Genomic DNA, 16,284 nt, shown 5'->3' on the forward strand with positions numbered 1-16,284 from the left:
AAAGCACGAGACGGTTCCTACTCTACCATTCTCACAAAAAGTAGGGTATTAACCGGCCCGAGTCTTTGCAAAAAAGAGAGGTCACCTCGGATGATAACTCACCGGTAGGCAACCTCTCTCCTTCTATTATTTCCCTTTCACCAGCCTAAGAGCATTCAAAATCACAATAATCGCTGCTCCCGTGTCGCTTAGGACTGCCAGCCAGAGCGTCAGGATCCCAGGAAAAATCAGGACCAGTGCTGCAAACTTCACAATCAACGAGAACCAGATGTTCTGTTTGATGATCGCCAGTGCTCTTCGGCTTAACTTGATGGTGTGCGGCAACTGATCCAGATTATCGGCCATCAACACAATATCAGCCGTTTCCATGGCCGTATCGGTCCCTGCCCCTCCCATTGCAATTCCGAGATCCGCAGTGGCTAAGGCCGGCGCATCGTTGATCCCGTCACCGACCATGGCTACTTTATGTCCTTCACTCTGTAAGGTCTTCACCACGTTCACTTTATCTTCTGGTAAAAGTTCGGCAAAATAGCGATTCACATTGGCTTCCTTCGCAATCATCTCTGCCGTTCCTTCATTATCACCTGTCAGCATGACCACATCCCGAACCCCTGCAGCCTTTAACCCCTCAAGGGAGCGGACAGTCGTCTTCCGGATCGAGTCTGCGACGGAGATGACTCCCATGGCACCCTGGTCCGAGCCGATGATCACGACGGTTTTCCCTTTTGTTTGAAGCCCCTTGACCAGCTGTCCGGCAACTTCACCCAGGGATATACCCTTTTCTTCAAACAGTTTGGTGTTTCCTGCATAATGGGTGACTCCATTAATCGTTGCCTGAACACCTTTCCCCACAATGTTCTTGAACGATTCACCACTTCTTGCTTGTATTCCTTTTTCGCGTGCAAACAGCACAATGGTCTGTGCGATAGGGTGAGTGGAATACTCTTCTAGCGTAAGAGCAGTGGATAACAGTTCTTCCTTTGTTGAGTGGAAGGTCCTAATATCCGCCACACGCGGTTTCCCTTCCGTCAGGGTGCCCGTTTTATCAAACGCAACGGCGGTGATGCTTCCCGCTTTTTCAAGGAAGGTGCCGCCTTTAATCAAGATCCCGTTCTTTGCCGCATTTCCAATCGCCGAAACGATCGCGACCGGAGTGGAGATGACGAGTGCACACGGACAGGCAACCACTAACAGTTCAAGACCTTTGTAGAACCATTCTCCCCAGGTGCCGAATCCAACAAGTGGAGGAAGTACCATCATCACGAGGGCCAATACAAAGACAATCGGTGTATAAATCGCCGCAAAGCGATCAATGAACGCCTGGGTCGGGGCTTTCTGTTCCTGTGCTTCTTCCACAAGGTGAATGATCTTGGAAATCGTCGTATCATCAACAAGCTTTGTCACCCGTACTTCAAGAGATCCATTTTCATTGATGGTCCCTGCGTACACCGCATCGCCCGGTTCCTTATCAACAGGGATGGATTCACCTGTGATCGGTGCCTGATTGATACTTGATTCACCCGATAGTATTTCCCCGTCCAACGGGATTCTGTCTCCCGGTTTAACCACGAGGACTTCACCAACCGCCACTTCTTCCACCGGCTTTTTCATTAATTGAGTCCCGGCTTTAATCCACGCCTCCGATGGTGCGAGATTCATCAGGTTCCGGATGGAGCTTCTCGTTTTCTCGATGGACATCGTCTGAAGCGTCGTTCCGAGGGCAAACAACCAGACAACCGTAGCCCCTTCCAGCCATTCCCCGATCAATGCCGCCCCGATGGCTGCCGCTGACATCAGTACATTCATGTCGAGGGAACGGCTTTTAACGGAGTAAAACGCGCTTATCACCGGCTTGTAGCCGCTTATGATCATGGCAGCTGCGTACAGAAGCGTGACCACTAAAGGGGAAATGCCCATAAATGAGCCTGAGAATCCCAGTGCGATCAAGACTCCTGAGGTGATGATGCTCCCATATCCTTCTTTGTTAGAGGAAACGTCTTGGTCACCTTTAGCTGGCAGCGATGCACGAAATCCGATCTTGGACACTTCTGAGATAATCTCTTCCACACTATTCTCATGATCCACTTTCATTTTTCCCGTTGAAAAATGGACATTTACCTGCCGGACGCCTGGAATGGTGTGGAGGTGGTTTTCAATGCTCTTTGCGCAGCTGCTGCAATCCATCCCTTCGACCACATAGGTTCTGATGTCTTTATTTTCGTTGAGCGGTTCGATTTTAAATCCAAGCTTCTGTACTTCCGTTTCTACCCGATCAAGTGAGCTCCCGGTTACGTGAAGCTTCGCTGTGTTATAGTTGACTTTTGCCTCGCCGACCCCCTCTAACTTGACGAGAGATTTCTCGATGGAGAGTGCACAGGAAGGGCAATCCATGCCATAGATCCGGTACTGAGCTTTTTCAGATGCGAGGGCATCTCCGGAACAGCATGCTCCTTTATCCATCTCGTCAGCTTCGCTGGTGCAACATGAGTTCGTCTTCAGACCCTGTTCAGCAGAAGGTTCATCGGCGCTACAGCAGCTTTTGGTGTTCTCCGTTTTATGTTGAGCACTTCCGTATTCGTTGTCTTTCGAGTTGCAACATGACTCTCCCATTTCCTTCACCCTTTATCCAATATGATGTCTACAGCACGCCACATCGTTATCTACTTCATCCAGTACCACATCGAACATCGTCAGTAAATCACGCACATGCTGGTTGCTAAGGCTATAGTACGTATACTTTCCTTCCTGTCGGCCAACAATCAGTCCGCATCCCCTCAAGCAGGCCAGATGCTGGGATACACTCGACTGACTCCCGTCCAGTTCCCTGACAATCTGAGAAACTGTCTTCTCTTCCGTCTTGATACTTTCCAATATCTGAATCCTGATCCTGTGCGCAAATCCCTGCAGGAACTTCACTTTTGTCTCTAAATCAATTTTCTTATCCATTTAAAGTGCCACCCTTCATATTAGATTTTTCTAATATGTATCTCCATCATATTAGCAATCTCTAATATGTGTGTCAATAAATTTTTAAAATTTAATGGCAGTCTACTGAAGTATGGGAAACTGGCATTGTGTGTGGTAAGTAAGATAAGCGGAGATTTTCCCGTTAATATCAACTCGGACCTTGTTTCTGGGATAAATAGGCGGAGGATTTCCGCTTATGCAAAGAAAAATCCAACCATCTTTGAATTTTCAGGTGAATAGGCGGAATCTTTCCGTGTATTTCAGCCTTTTTTAATAGAAATAAGTAATTAAGCGGAATCTTTCCGTCTATTTATCAGCTCTGATGCTTAACCAGATCTCCAACCTACATCCACAAAAAGAAGCAGTCTCATTCAGCTAAGAATAGGACTGCCAATCGGTGAGTTTATCCATATTTTTCACATCAAAACGGGACACCTTTATTTAAAAGTTCTCTTCACATACAACACCCTATACCCACCATCATCATCTTCCTCCAGGGAAATGCCGCGCCAACCTTCCTCCAATAAAGCCTGCTGGCCTTCGACATCCCCCATCGGAACTCTGGCAATCTCGGAAATTTCTTCCCCTCTTCCCTCTCCATCAAGGCGCTTAATAAAGATATAGCGCAATTGATCGACGTACTTGATCTTAAGGGCAGCAATCTCCATCCCCTGCTTAAACTTATCTTTTAAACTGGGAATATTAAAGGGAGCGACGGTGCACGCCACATAGGTGAACCTTTGATCCAGCAGCTTTCCCTGTTCTTCCATGATCAAATGAGCCAATGTTTGCTGAAGCCGGTTGCCTCTATAATCCGGGTGTACATTCGAAATTTCCTGATAGATGACCCGTGGCAGTTCCTCTGCCTCGAGTCCAACATCCAACCCCAGATGCTCTTCATCAATCGGGGGGATCAATAAGGCGCGGAAGGCGATTAATCCCTTCTCTGTAAAGGCTCCAATCATCAGTCCGTTTCCGGTTAATATATAGTCCAATTCCTCATACGTCAGGGGCTGTAAATTCTTTTTTTCCGTCAATGTATCAACCACAAGCTCCTGCAGCTGCTGTAATTGGCTCATATGCTCTTTATTTAACAAACGGACATTGTATGATTCATTGTTTTTGTCAAGAAATCCTTCAAATAGATGATCCATGATCCCATGCTCCTTACTCTACGATACTCTTAAACTCAGTCAACTCTTCCAATATATCTTTATTTACGTTAACACCAAGGCCCGCTTTGTCCGACAGTCGGATAAATGGGACGTCATAATGCAAGTCTCCGATGTCCTGTGAAAATTTAATCGGGCCCGTCAATTCTACACTAGTGATGACCTTTTTGGAAAAAGCCACATGGAATCCGGCTGCTGACGCAATGGATGACTCGACCATCGAACCGACCTGGCATTCCATCCCGGCCATCTCAGCCATGTGGGCAAGTTTCACTGCCGGGTATATCCCTCCGCTTTTCATCAATTTGATATTCACTTTATCCGCTGCCTGCTTCTGGATGATCTCACGCATGTCACGTAAGCCTTTCAACCCTTCATCAATCATGAGGGGGATATCCGTCCTCGCTTTGATCCGGACCATCCCATCTATATCATCTGCCAAGACGGGCTGCTCCAGCCAATCGATGTTCAACTCTTGAAGATGACGCAGTGCCTTCAGTGTCTGACTGCTGTTCTTCCAGCCCTGATTCACGTCCACCCGGATCGGCACGTCCCACCCGACACGTTCCCTGACCTTCCGTATTCGTTCAATGTCCTGGTCGATATTGGTTCCCACCTTCATTTTAAAGGATTGAAATCCTTTCTCGATCATACTGGCCGCTTCGTCTGCCATCGTGTCCGGTTCTGTTATGCTGAGGACATGGGTAAGCTGGAATTCTTCATGATACCGGCCGCCAAGCAGCTGATAGACAGGCTGATTCACTTTTTTCCCAATGGCATCATAGCAAGCGATATCGATGGCCGCCTTTGCTGTCGGGGCATTGTAAATGGTTTTATCCATCAGCTCATGAATTCGTTCAATATGAAAAGGATTCTCCCCGATCAGCTTCGGGGCGAGGGTGTGCTGAAGCACCTGAAATGTGCTTTCCCACGTTTCGCCTGTTACATGTTCATCCGCCACTGCTTCACCATATCCAATGATTCCCACGTCCGTCTCCATTTCCAAAATGATAGAAGGCATATCCTCATAGGTATGGTAACTTATGATAAAAGGCTGTTTCAGTGGTAATCGAATGGCATACAGATTTATTTTTTTTATGATCATAAGATAAACACTCCTTAAACTAACAAATTTTATTTCCTCTTGGTATAATGTCGTTATATAGTCGTTAATTCAGAAAGGAGATTGTCATGAAAACAAAAATCGCCCTGATCGGGTCGAGAGAATTCATCGAACACGTCCAGACGTCCATTGCACTGGATTTGAACACTATCGAACTGATCCCCTATATTTACGGTGAGCCCCAGGAAGCAAGCTTACATATTAAAAACCTGACACCCTGTGATGCCGTTTTGTTTTCCGGAGCACTGCCTTACTTTTTTTCAAAGGAAGAATGCCGCACATTGTCTGTCCCGGTCCTTTACCTGGAACAGGATGAAACGGCCCTTGTGACATCACTGCTTTATATCCTGCACCATCGTTGGATCGAACCAGACCGTGTTTCCATCGATTTGATGGAACGTTCTCTCATCGATCACGCCCAGTCAGACTTACACCTCAAGAACCCGCCCCTATATGTAAAGGATTATAAAGAGAGCCTGCCCCACAACTTTAACATCAACGACTATACAGAATTCCACCAGCAGTTATTTCAGGAAGGTCAAACAGATATGGCCTTAACGAGCATCCATGCGGTTTATGACCGCCTTGTCGAGTTGCACATCCCTTGCATGAGAATGATTGACCCTGCCAAGTCCCTCATTCGTGCCATTGATGAAGCTCATTCCCAATCCCTTCTTTCTAAACGAAAAGCTGCCACGATTGCCGCAGCCCGTCTTTCACTTCAAGAATGGGATGGAGAACATGAACATCTTCATGAGCTTGCCCGCTTGATGAAGGGGACCCTTCAAAAAAATGAGGACAATGCTTCTTACACGATTTACAGCAATAGGGGCAGTATCGAACATTTCCTGGACAGCACCGACTTCCATGAACGCCCCGTGCTTGCAGGGTTCGGATACGGTCATACGGCAGCGGAGGCAGAGGCAAACGCAGAGACCGCGTTGTCATTTGCCAGAAAGGTTGATCCTGATGGCTGCGCCTTTATTCTTAATGAGGAAAAGGAAATGTCAGGACCTTACCCTGATAAAAGCAAGAAACAGCATCTGAAAAATGATCATCCAGAAATGCTGTCTCTTGCCAAACAATTAAAATTAAGTCCATCGAATTTATCCAAAATCATTCAATTCTACAAATCCCGCTCGTCCCGTGATTTCACTGCGGCAGAGCTATCTGATTATTTGCAAATCACACGGCGCTCCACGGAACGGATTTTGAAGAAGCTGGTCGACAATGGTTCGGCCAAGATCATCGGAGAAGAAATGACCTATGCAAAAGGAAGGCCGCGGGCCATTTATGAACTGACCTTCCCCATTTATTGACCGGTTCAGGAGGAAAGTGTGGCATCCTCCTGCTCCATTGCCTTCATTTCGGTTTCTGTCAGTTTGGTAATGCTGAAGCCCGTGAAGGCATAGATGATGGAAATAATCGGCACGACAAAATTCAACACCGCATATGGAGCATAGTCAAATGCATGGACCCCGAGCGTTCCTAAAATAAAGACCCCGCATGTATTCCATGGGATGAAGACAGATGTCAACGTCCCCCCGTCCTCAAGGGCACGTGACAGATTCTTTGAATGAAGCCCTTTTTCCTTATAGGCATTCGCATACATCCTTGAAGGCACCACGACAGAAATATACTGTTCAGAGCATGATGCATTCGTGGCAAAACAAGAAACCACAGTGGAAGCCACCAGGCCTTTCGCTGTCTTTGTCACCTTAAGGATCTGGTTGACGATGGCACGAAGCATACCTGTGTGTTCCAAGATCCCCCCGAAGGTCATCGCGACAATCGTCATCGAGACCGTGTACATCATGGAATCGAGACCTCCGCGTGAAAACAGATCATCGACCATCGTATTTCCCGTCTCGATGACGTATCCGCTTTGAAGAGCCGAAACAGCATCCGCAAACGAATCATGCTGAATGAAGACCTGTGCTCCAAATCCAAGAATGATCCCCACGATCAGAGCCGGGATGGCCGGAACCTTTCGTGCGACGAGCACAATGACAAGCAGTGGTACAATCAATAAAAATGGTGAAACAACAAAGCTGTCCTGCAGAACCCCGATCGTTTTTTCAATGTCCTCGGTATTGACGCCGCTTTTTCCAAAGTTCCTTCCTAAATAAGCATATACAGCCAGGGCAATCACAAAGCCCGGTATAGTTGTGTAAAGCATATGGCGGATATGTACAAAAAGATCCGTGTTGGTCAGTCCCGAAGCCAGGTTCGTTGTATCTGACAGCGGCGACATCTTATCACCGAAATAAGCACCGGAGATAATGGCACCTGCAATCATCGGAGCCGGAATCCCCATACTGATGCCGATTCCCATGCCCGCAACACCGATGGTCCCCATTGTTGACCAGGAACTTCCGATCGCAAGCGACACAACGGCGCAGATGACCGCAATCGATAATAGGAAAAGCGAAGGTGTGATCATCTTCAAACCATAATAGATCATCGTCGCCACGACTCCGCCGCCGATCCACGCACCGATCGTCAATCCCACAAGCATGATGATGACGACGGCAGGTAAAGCAAGACGAATCCCCTTATACATCGCTTCCTCTATATCCTTCCACTTGAACCCTGAAAGCCAGGCGACAAGTGCAGCCGTGACTGTCCCGATGATCAGAGGAATGTGCGGCCCCTGCTCCAAAACTACGATTGTAATGGCCATTACGGTGATCATGACGAGCAATGGTATGATTGCCAGCCAAAAAGACATTTCTTTCTTCATCCAAATTCCCCCTTGTAAGCACTTTGTTTTTTGACTATTCCTAATTGTCGTTAAATAGTCGTTATATGAGTATCATAAGGGGAGAAGCTGAAGTCGTCAATCCGTTTTTGGTACCGTTTACAATCTGAATGATGCTTTTTTTAACGTCTCAGCTATTATTTTTGCCGCTTGATTCAACGCTGAAGTATTGAACGTCATTTCCGGATGATGCAGTCCGGGAGTCAAATCCGCCCCGACCCCGATCATCGCCGCTTTCACTTCAGGATGCTTGATCGTGTAAAAATGAAAATCATCACTGCCCGATGTAATGACCGGCTGAGCCAATGCTTCTTCACCCGCGATGGATCGAATCGCTTCCCTCGTGATGCTCTCAGCATCAGCAGACACTTCCGCCCCCGGTGTATAGTCTGTCCATTCGTACTCAATCGTGACTCCGTACAGCTTGGCAATCGCATCGACCCCATCCTCGAGACGGCGCTGTATTTCTTCCAGCACCTCATTCTTCTGGGCACGTACATCGATTGCAAACTCCGCATTTCCAGGAATGATGTTTAGATTCTCCCCTCCGGCAGCGAGCTTTGTCAGTTTGGCAGAATACGATTCAAATGGAGACAAATAAATCGTTTTTAAAAAGGAATGAATGGCCGCCAACACATCGATGCTATTCTTCCCCTGATGGGGTCTCGCACCATGGGCATCAACACCTCTTATTTTCCCTTCCATGTAAATGCCTGCCCCATGGTGAACCGAAGGCGAAAAGGACCGATGATCCAATTCTTCTTTCGGTCTCAGATGAACCCCGAATAAATAACCGACATCCTCAAGCGCCCCTTTCTCAATCATGGTCAGCGATCCATTCCCCTTCTCCTCTGCAGGTTGAAAAATGAAGCGGATCCGCTTATCCTTTGGAGGATCCTGAAGACAATAAAGAAGCGCTCCGAGAACCATCGATATATTGGCGTCATGACCACAGGAATGATTCGCCTGCATCACCCCGTCCACCTCTTGCCACAGGGCATCGATATCCGCGCGTACAGCCGTCACTTCATCCCCTTCACCTATTTCAGCGATCAAACCTGTCACATCAGAAAATCTCCTGTAGCTCACATTCAGTTCATCGAGGATCCCTGCAATCTTATTCGTCGTTTCATATTCCTTCCAGCTCACTTCCGGGTGAGTGTGGAAATGAGTGAACCAATCTAAAATCTGTTTTTCAATATTCATTCTCATTCTCCTTTCATTCCTTTTCACTATGTATTCTGAGATGGGAAGAGAATATCCTGCTTCTGTTCAAGACCCGCTACAAAACGCAATCAATTGATTGAGTTCTCCTGTCTTAGGGCAGACCATTATTACACTCTTTTGAGGATTGCTGGTCTGTCACCAATATTCATCATAAAAAAGAGGCACTTTCCATTAACGAAAAGTACCCGCTTGCGTAAGACATTCACCTTTTGAAAAAAAGAAATAAAATGAGGAAAATGAGGAGTCCGATAAATAAAAGATAACCCATCCCCATGCTGTATACGAAATAAACTTTTACGTGCAGGATGATCCGGATGATGTGAAAGACAAGGATGCAAACGAGCAATAAAATGACGATATTCACAAGTCTATCTCTATTTTGATACATAGAATCAGCCCCAATCCAGAGCTTAGTACAAAAAGGAACTTGTACCACCAGTCTTTCTATATACCTATTTTACTTTTGCCCTTATTATTCATGGAACCTCATCTATCACTTACTTTGTTCGTTAGCCTTCTCATTATTTCCTACAATCCATGCCAATGAAAGAACGGCACCTGTTATGATTATTGGTGTCAATAGGGTCATCTTGTCTCCTCCTTATTAATCATTCAATCCCTTACCATCAAGAATATGCTCCATATATTTTTCAATCCTGGACTCGCGTGTTTTGGATTGTTTGGCTTTAGAGAAATAAAGAATGTAGGCTCGTTGCCTTCCTGGCGTCAATTCTTCAAAAGCCGTCTTCAAGGCAGGGACTTCGTCGAATTTAGTTTGAAGCTCTTCAGGGATGGTGTATTCTTCCGTCTTTTTTAATTCCACTTGCAAACCGGCTTTTTCCACTTCAATGGCTTCCTGGATATACGCTTTCAAGATTGGCTTCATTTCTATGATTTCTTGAACATTCGTGAACCGGATCTGGCGCGCTGCCTGCACATTCTCCGTTTGTTGGACGAGAATCCCGTCGGGGTCCTTCAATAAGGCACCTTTGTGAAACAGAAGCGCACAATAGTCTTTGAATCCATGCATTAATACAATGTTTTTCCCCTCTAGCGTGTAACAAGGATGCATCCACTTGATTTCTTCGTCCAGCTCCTCAAAGCCAAGAAGGATGCTTCTCAACCTCTCAAACTCTTCCTTCCAGGTCTTGGTTTTTTTTATAAATCCATCAACTTTGCGATTCGGCTTTATCATCCTGGAACACTCCTTCTTATATGAACTCTAAGTATTATCTACTTCCGCCAAAAGTCCGTGTATTCTGCTTTATCCTGAATATTATATGTAATCATATCCTCAAGCAATTTGTAATCCACTGGGTCTTTCCATTTAATTCGAAACAAGCCCTTGGTGGCACTGTAGCCGGATTGTTCAATCCTATCGGCAAAATGCGTCATGGTTACTTCCTCGGGTGCAACGCTTACATGTTGCTTCGCGGTAGAGATACCTATGATAAATGTCCCGTGATCAGTAAACATAGGGGTATTCCATTTCATCACTGGTTCCATTTGCGGGAATTTCTCCATAATCCAGTTCAAGATTTCCTCCATTCGAATACGGTGGTCTTGATTATCAATCGCCGATAAATAGGGTGTAAAAACGTCCATCTTGTTCCCTCCTACCTTTGTGGTGTCTCTCCTATTTTAAACTATATATTTTACAACCGGGATAGTCAAAAACGTCCTATCCTCTCCTATTACTTCGTAAAACCGTGATAAAGCCGTCCAGGATGTCATGAGAAATCGAGAACCCTTTCCGCTGATAGAATTCCAACGCCTCTTGATTCCCATTCGATGTGAACACAAAATAATCCTCGACATCCTCGTAGGTTTTCAACCAATCCATAGAAAGTGTAAAAAGTCTGGATCCCACTCCGAATTGCCGATATCCTTCTTTTATATAAAACTGGGATAGGCAGCCTACGTTCTCTTTCTTAACTGTTGAAAGATCGAAAAACGTGGCAAAATCATTTGAATACGATTCTTTCGGTGAAAAATTGGTATATACATAGGCTACGATATCGTCGTTCATATCATGATCTTTCACCACCACAATATAATTGTGTCGTGCACTTTTAATCGATGTCAGCATCCTTGTGTCAAAATTCATGCTGTCAAACCGTTCAGGTGTAATGGATGCCTTTGACTGTTGAAAGTCCATCAGTTCATTGCACAGGTCCCGGCAGTATTCTGCCTTTTCTTCTGGAATCACTTCATATTTAAGATTCATCATTACGTCCCCCATTTAATCAATGAATGTCCCGCTGACTCTAGTCTGGAAACAATTAATACTACTCTATTACATTTTAGCTTGAACTTAGATTGTAAGGAAAGCTATTAAAATAAAAACAAATTGACACACAAAAAATGACACAAAAGTAAGATTGGTTACTAAAACCAACCACCTTTGTGTCATTCATCCTTTCAAGTTACCTAAACAAATCCATCAGCAACTCCCAAAATCCTTTTTCTTTCTTCGGTTCTGCTTTCTTCGTTTCTTGTTCTTCTTTTTCGATGCTTTCTGTCTTGATCACAAATTGCACGGAAGATACTTTTTCATTCTTGGAGGAAACGAAGGATACCGGCTTGAAGTCCGATTTATCGTATTCAGCCATCATCTTATTGATTTCCTCTTGCATTTTGTCAGGAAGGTTTTTCGTTTCCTGATGCAATTCGCTTGTTCCATTGTGAAGCTCCGAAACTCCACCTTGTAATTCACTTGTTCCGTCAGCCAGTTCAGCAATGCCGGAATGAAGCTTCCCGTATGAAGTGGATAGCTGACCCACGCCTTCTGTATAGCGGACCAGTCCGGAGTGGAACTCGCCGTAGTTGGCGGACAGTTCACCCAGTCCTTTTTGCAGCTGAGCAAACCCGCTCATATCCGTTTCTTTCAATGATGCAGACAGATTATTCGAGATGGAAGTCAGCTGTCCGCTCATCTCGTTGACGGAACCACTCACCTGATTCAAGGTTGGTTCCACGGCAGCGAAGGCTTCCTTGACGCTTGCATAGGTCCCCTTCACTTTTTGCGCGGCTTGATGGGACTCTACCAGTTTATCCACTACCTGTGGATCCGCTCCGCTTTCGTATAATGCGGCAATCTCCCCTTCCGAAAGCTCGGAAGCAGGGATTTCCGCCATCGCAACGTCCAATGCAGAGTAGGCTGAAGAATAGTTCTTCTGCAGGTTCGATAACCCATTCGCAGCTTGCGTAAGGCCATCCGCCAGCTGCGTGAGACCACCCGGCAACTCATTCAGTGCGGACAAATCCATCTCAGCAGGATTCGCAGCCAGGGACTGATCGATGGTTCGCAGTGCCTCCCCGATAGAATTCGACGCTCCCACAATTTGAGACGAAGAACCGTTCAATTCACTGATGCCATTTTTATATTGAGCTGAACCATCGCGCAGGCCCGCAGCCCCGTCGTTCAATTGGGAGACACCACTTTTCAGGTCGGCCACCCCGGTATTTAGTTTTCCGATGGCACCTGATAGCTCTGACATGTCTTCGGTCATATTATCCGTTCCCGTTGAATCGATCGGGAGTGTAGACGGGACAGCGCCGATTTGGACACCTTTAAATTCAAAGTCCTTAACATCCGCTTCCACGCTTAGCTTTTTCTCTTTTCCGGGCATGACCGTGAAGGTGATCTGTTTATCCTTCCCTGCACTTGCCACCATGCCGTCTGCCGCTTCGATGTTCTCATACGTATTCGGCAGGTTCAATGAAACCTGCAATAAATAATTCTCATAGAATACAGTACCTGCATTCTTATTTTCAGCAGTATAGATGTTAATTTCGAGATGCCCGCTTTTTCCTGCAAGCTCGGATGGATCAATTTTCTTCCCATCCAAGCTATATGATACCCTCACATCCCACGGTAATTCTGTATCTTCTTTCATGTTTCCTTGATACGTGAACTTTCCTTCTGGGGCATCCATTTCAATCTTCTGCCTCTCAACCTCAAGCTTCTTCAAATCCGTCAGATTCTTGACGCTGCTGAATTCCCCGTAATCGAGGATCTTTCCGGCACGGGCTACGTCGAAGGTATTCACGACATAGATATGATCCAGGTCACCAGCTGCATTCAATGTCGCGTACACGACTTCATCCTTAGAAGTCACCTTTCCTTCCGTTGCCGCTTGGGCCGGGACACTAAGAAATGAAGGCAAGAACAGCATCAATGCGAGTGCAGAATAACGTAAATGTTTTTTTCTCATCATCATTTCTCCTCATAATAATTTGCTTTATAGGTTGTTTTCTTAATAACTTTATCGAATACCAACAGCATCGCCGGCAGGACAAAGAGGACCATGATAAAGGCTAGCAGAGCCCCCCTGCCCATCAATAGACCGATGGATCCCACAATCGGATTGGACGAGGTGATCCACAAAATAAACCCGACACTCGAAAGGATCGCTGCCGAAATCGAAATCGAGAAAGTCTTCTCATCCAGGGTTCTTACGATTGCTTCTTTAGCAGGCATTTCCTTGCGATAGTGGGTATAGGCTTCTGTGAATAAAATCCCATAATCCACCGTCGCGGCAAGTTGTACCGTGCTGATGATCAAATATCCGACAAACACGAGGGGCGTATTTGTGAAGTACGGAATCGATAAATTGATCCAGACTGCCGCTTCAATCGTGATGAGCAGCACCACCGGAATCGTAATCGATTTAAAGCTGAACAGAAGCACAAGGGCAATCGTCACGACCGTCAGCACATTCACGACCACATTATCCTTGTTGACGGTATTCTTGATATCATAAAGCGTCACGCTTTCCCCAAGCGCCAAAGCTTCATCTCCGTAATAATCCGCCGCCGCTTTTTCCACCTTCTCTACAATCGAAAAAGGAACTTCCCCTTCCGTACCCTGACTTGTGTTAATGACGATTCGACTGTAGTTTTCAGAGTAGAATTCATCCGTGATCGATTTGTCCAGATAGTCAGGAGGGATCTCGGCACCAATCTGGTTCACATACGCCATGACCCCTGTTACATAATCGAGTGCCTCGATATCCTCGACGAGCTCCTCTTCTTTTGCCACATCTCCTTTAGGTACTAACAGAACGATCGGCGTCGTTTCACCAAATGCCTCTTCCACCTTCTTGAAGTCACTTCCGACACGGGTGTTTTCCGGCTGTTCTCCTGTCCCGTAAATGAATGACGTATTCGTTTGCCCCAGGAAAGCAGGAACCAGAATGGCAAATACAAAGATCAAACTCGGAACCTTAAGTTTCAATACCTTGTTCCCGATACCCGTGAAGCTTGGTACAAAGCTCTTATGCTTCGTCTTATCCATCCATTTATAGAAAACAAGGGTCAGTGCAGGGAGGAACACCATCACACTGATAAAGCTCAGGACGATCCCCTTCACCAGGTTCAACCCGAGATCCGAGCCGATCTGAAACTCCATGAACGTAAGGGCGATAAACCCGAAGAACGTTGTTGCCGCACTTGCCGTGATCGCAGGGAACGACTTCTTCATCGCAAGCCTCATCGCTTCTTCCGGATCATCCGTCACTTTCCGGTAATCGGAAAAGCTATGTAGCAGGAATACCGCATAATCCAGCGACACCGCCAGCTGCAGGATCGGCGCAACCGACTGGGTAACGAATGAAACCTCCCCAAGGAAAATATTCGTTCCCAGGTTGATCAGAACCGAGACCCCGATCGCCGTCAGGAAAAACAGAGGTTCGATCCACGAAGTCGTTGAGACGACGAGAATCAAAATAATGAGGGGAACCAGTAACATCCCTGCATACATCGATTCACTTCCGGCCATTTTCTGAGAACTTGCCGTATTGGCTGCATCACCGGCAATCGCACCGTCACTACCAATCAGCTCATAAATTTCATCAGTGATCCGGACCTCATCCCCGGTGCGGACGCTGATGGAAAACAGCGCGTTCTCATCTTTATAGTAATTCTCGACCGTATCCTTATCCGCCACTTCCAAAGGCGTCTTCAGGTCGACCATATCATCCAGCCACATCACATCCGATACCCCGTCTATGGCTTCCAGCTTTTCTTTATAGGTGAGTGCCTCTTGTATCGTCACACCCGTCACCATGACCCGCGTATCGGGAACGTCACCCGTGAACTCTTTTTCCATGATGTCCATGGCTTGAGTCGACTGGGCATCATCGGGCAAATAATCGACCATATTATAATTGACCTTCACAAAAAACTGCGCAGCCGTTGACAGCACCGTCACCAGGATAAACGCAACCAGAACAGCTTTCTTATGCTTTATGATCCAAGATGCAATATTTATCATCTTTCATCCTCTCTTGTCTCTTTCACATTTTCACATTATCATTATAATAAACACCGTGTTGGATATTCAACGGACAGTTGCATAAGGAATGTTCAATACTCAACACATCTTACGCGTATGTTGGATAACTCAGAAAAAGCAGGAAAGGAACGTTGATCTTTGAACTCAAAAATGGACCGACGGAAAAAATATACACGCATGGTTTTAAAAGAAAGCCTCTTGAAACTACTGCAGACTAAATCAATCTCAAGCATCACCATCAAAGAAATCTGCGAAACGGCAGACATCAACCGATCGACATATTACTCCCACTACTCAAACCAATACGAACTGCTCGAAGCAATCGAAGAAGAATTCATCAAGGACCTGACCATCACTCTGGGTCAATATAACTTCTCAAAAGAAGAAGAAGCCCTCCAAATGACCGAAAAACTATTCGAATACATCGCCGAAAAAAGCGACATCTGTGAGGCTCTTCTCAGCGAGAACACCGATATGTACTTTCTAAAAAAAGGCATGATCATCACCCACGAATTCATCTTCAAAAACTGGATCACCGAAAGCCGTGTCGATCAAGAAACCTATGAATACATCAATATGTTTATGGTGAGCGGGAGTATACATGTCATCAAAAATTGGGTGGAAAATGGCATGGATAAGACGCCTGAAGAAATGGCAGGGATATTGCACCGGTTTATTAATCGGGGGTTGTCGGGGGTGCGGTAGGGATATTGCTTACAAAAAAAGAGCCTACCTG

13 protein-coding genes are annotated in these 16,284 nt (G+C 46.0%); 2 read left to right on the forward strand and 11 right to left on the reverse strand.

The annotated features are described in order from the left end of the window. Positions 1–126 precede the first annotated feature (126 nt). The 4 genes from DET59_RS10985 to DET59_RS11000 all read right to left on the reverse strand — a co-directional run bounded on the left by DET59_RS10985 (position 127) and on the right by DET59_RS11000 (position 5,244). Entirely contained in the window at positions 127–2,610 is a 2,484-nt protein-coding gene (locus tag DET59_RS10985) for a heavy metal translocating P-type ATPase (RefSeq protein ID WP_113969730.1), read from the reverse strand. A 12-nt stretch (positions 2,611–2,622) separates the two neighbouring features. Continuing rightward, the gene (locus DET59_RS10990) at positions 2,623–2,946 is read right to left on the reverse strand and encodes an ArsR/SmtB family transcription factor (protein ID WP_113969731.1); all 324 of its coding nucleotides are present in this window, start codon (positions 2,944–2,946) and stop codon (positions 2,623–2,625) included. Positions 2,947–3,404: 458 nt separating this feature from the next. After that, complete coding sequence (locus DET59_RS10995) at positions 3,405–4,121, reverse strand: GNAT family N-acetyltransferase (RefSeq protein ID WP_113969732.1); 717 nt, start codon at positions 4,119–4,121, stop codon at positions 3,405–3,407. A gap of 13 nt (positions 4,122–4,134) precedes the next feature. Beyond that, positions 4,135–5,244, reverse strand: a complete 1,110-nt coding sequence (locus tag DET59_RS11000) for a mandelate racemase/muconate lactonizing enzyme family protein (RefSeq protein WP_113969733.1) — start codon at positions 5,242–5,244, stop codon at positions 4,135–4,137. Between the two features lie 86 nt (positions 5,245–5,330). Here DET59_RS11000 and DET59_RS11005 point away from each other — a divergent pair, with 86 nt between their 5' ends. Then, positions 5,331–6,581: a transcriptional regulator gene (locus tag DET59_RS11005; RefSeq protein ID WP_113969734.1), complete on the forward strand. Its 1,251-nt coding sequence runs from the start codon at positions 5,331–5,333 to the stop codon at positions 6,579–6,581. A 5-nt stretch (positions 6,582–6,586) separates the two neighbouring features. Here DET59_RS11005 and nhaC read toward each other — a convergent pair whose 3' ends face one another. From nhaC to DET59_RS11045, 7 genes are all read right to left on the reverse strand, one after another. Beyond that, positions 6,587–8,005 carry a Na+/H+ antiporter NhaC gene (gene nhaC, locus DET59_RS11010; RefSeq protein ID WP_113969735.1) on the reverse strand — a complete coding sequence of 473 codons (1,419 nt, stop codon included), beginning with the start codon at positions 8,003–8,005 and terminating at the stop codon, positions 6,587–6,589. A 117-nt stretch (positions 8,006–8,122) separates the two neighbouring features. Beyond that, a complete protein-coding gene (locus tag DET59_RS11015) occupies positions 8,123–9,229 on the reverse strand; it encodes an amidohydrolase (protein ID WP_113969736.1) in 1,107 nt (368 codons plus the stop codon). 625 nt (positions 9,230–9,854) lie between these two features. Then, complete coding sequence (locus tag DET59_RS11025) at positions 9,855–10,445, reverse strand: YdeI/OmpD-associated family protein (protein ID WP_113969738.1); 591 nt, start codon at positions 10,443–10,445, stop codon at positions 9,855–9,857. 38 nt (positions 10,446–10,483) lie between these two features. Continuing rightward, complete coding sequence (locus tag DET59_RS11030; protein WP_113969739.1) at positions 10,484–10,855, reverse strand: iron chaperone; 372 nt, start codon at positions 10,853–10,855, stop codon at positions 10,484–10,486. 76 nt (positions 10,856–10,931) lie between these two features. Next, entirely contained in the window at positions 10,932–11,477 is a 546-nt protein-coding gene (locus DET59_RS11035; RefSeq protein ID WP_113969740.1) for a GNAT family N-acetyltransferase, read from the reverse strand. Positions 11,478–11,676: 199 nt separating this feature from the next. Then, positions 11,677–13,467, reverse strand: coding sequence for a YhgE/Pip domain-containing protein (locus DET59_RS11040; protein ID WP_258549648.1), 1,791 nt, complete (start codon positions 13,465–13,467; stop codon positions 11,677–11,679). A 2-nt stretch (positions 13,468–13,469) separates the two neighbouring features. Beyond that, the gene (locus DET59_RS11045) at positions 13,470–15,527 is read right to left on the reverse strand and encodes an efflux RND transporter permease subunit (RefSeq protein ID WP_113969742.1); all 2,058 of its coding nucleotides are present in this window, start codon (positions 15,525–15,527) and stop codon (positions 13,470–13,472) included. A 159-nt stretch (positions 15,528–15,686) separates the two neighbouring features. Here DET59_RS11045 and DET59_RS11050 point away from each other — a divergent pair, with 159 nt between their 5' ends. After that, the gene (locus tag DET59_RS11050) at positions 15,687–16,253 is read left to right on the forward strand and encodes a TetR/AcrR family transcriptional regulator (protein ID WP_113969743.1); all 567 of its coding nucleotides are present in this window, start codon (positions 15,687–15,689) and stop codon (positions 16,251–16,253) included. The last annotated feature ends 31 nt before the right edge of the window (positions 16,254–16,284 follow it).

The sequence above is a fragment of the Rossellomorea aquimaris genome (assembly GCF_003315075.1).
GTDB lineage: Bacteria > Bacillota > Bacilli > Bacillales > Bacillaceae_B > Rossellomorea > Rossellomorea aquimaris_C.

Bases quoted from the DNA above. Each gene is read 5' to 3' on its own strand.
- DET59_RS10985 (WP_113969730.1), bottom strand. From the start codon at position 2,610: ATGGGAGAGTCATGTTGCAACTCGAAAGACAACGAATACGGAAGTGCT.
- DET59_RS10990 (WP_113969731.1), bottom strand. From the start codon at position 2,946: ATGGATAAGAAAATTGATTTAGAGACAAAAGTGAAGTTCCTGCAGGGA.
- DET59_RS10995 (WP_113969732.1), bottom strand. From the start codon at position 4,121: ATGGATCATCTATTTGAAGGATTTCTTGACAAAAACAATGAATCATAC.
- DET59_RS11000 (WP_113969733.1), bottom strand. From the start codon at position 5,244: ATGATCATAAAAAAAATAAATCTGTATGCCATTCGATTACCACTGAAA.
- DET59_RS11005 (WP_113969734.1), top strand. From the start codon at position 5,331: ATGAAAACAAAAATCGCCCTGATCGGGTCGAGAGAATTCATCGAACAC.
- nhaC (WP_113969735.1), bottom strand. From the start codon at position 8,005: ATGAAGAAAGAAATGTCTTTTTGGCTGGCAATCATACCATTGCTCGTC.
- DET59_RS11015 (WP_113969736.1), bottom strand. From the start codon at position 9,229: ATGAATATTGAAAAACAGATTTTAGATTGGTTCACTCATTTCCACACT.
- DET59_RS11025 (WP_113969738.1), bottom strand. From the start codon at position 10,445: ATGATAAAGCCGAATCGCAAAGTTGATGGATTTATAAAAAAAACCAAG.
- DET59_RS11030 (WP_113969739.1), bottom strand. From the start codon at position 10,855: ATGGACGTTTTTACACCCTATTTATCGGCGATTGATAATCAAGACCAC.
- DET59_RS11035 (WP_113969740.1), bottom strand. From the start codon at position 11,477: ATGAATCTTAAATATGAAGTGATTCCAGAAGAAAAGGCAGAATACTGC.
- DET59_RS11040 (WP_258549648.1), bottom strand. From the start codon at position 13,467: ATGAGAAAAAAACATTTACGTTATTCTGCACTCGCATTGATGCTGTTC.
- DET59_RS11045 (WP_113969742.1), bottom strand. From the start codon at position 15,527: ATGATAAATATTGCATCTTGGATCATAAAGCATAAGAAAGCTGTTCTG.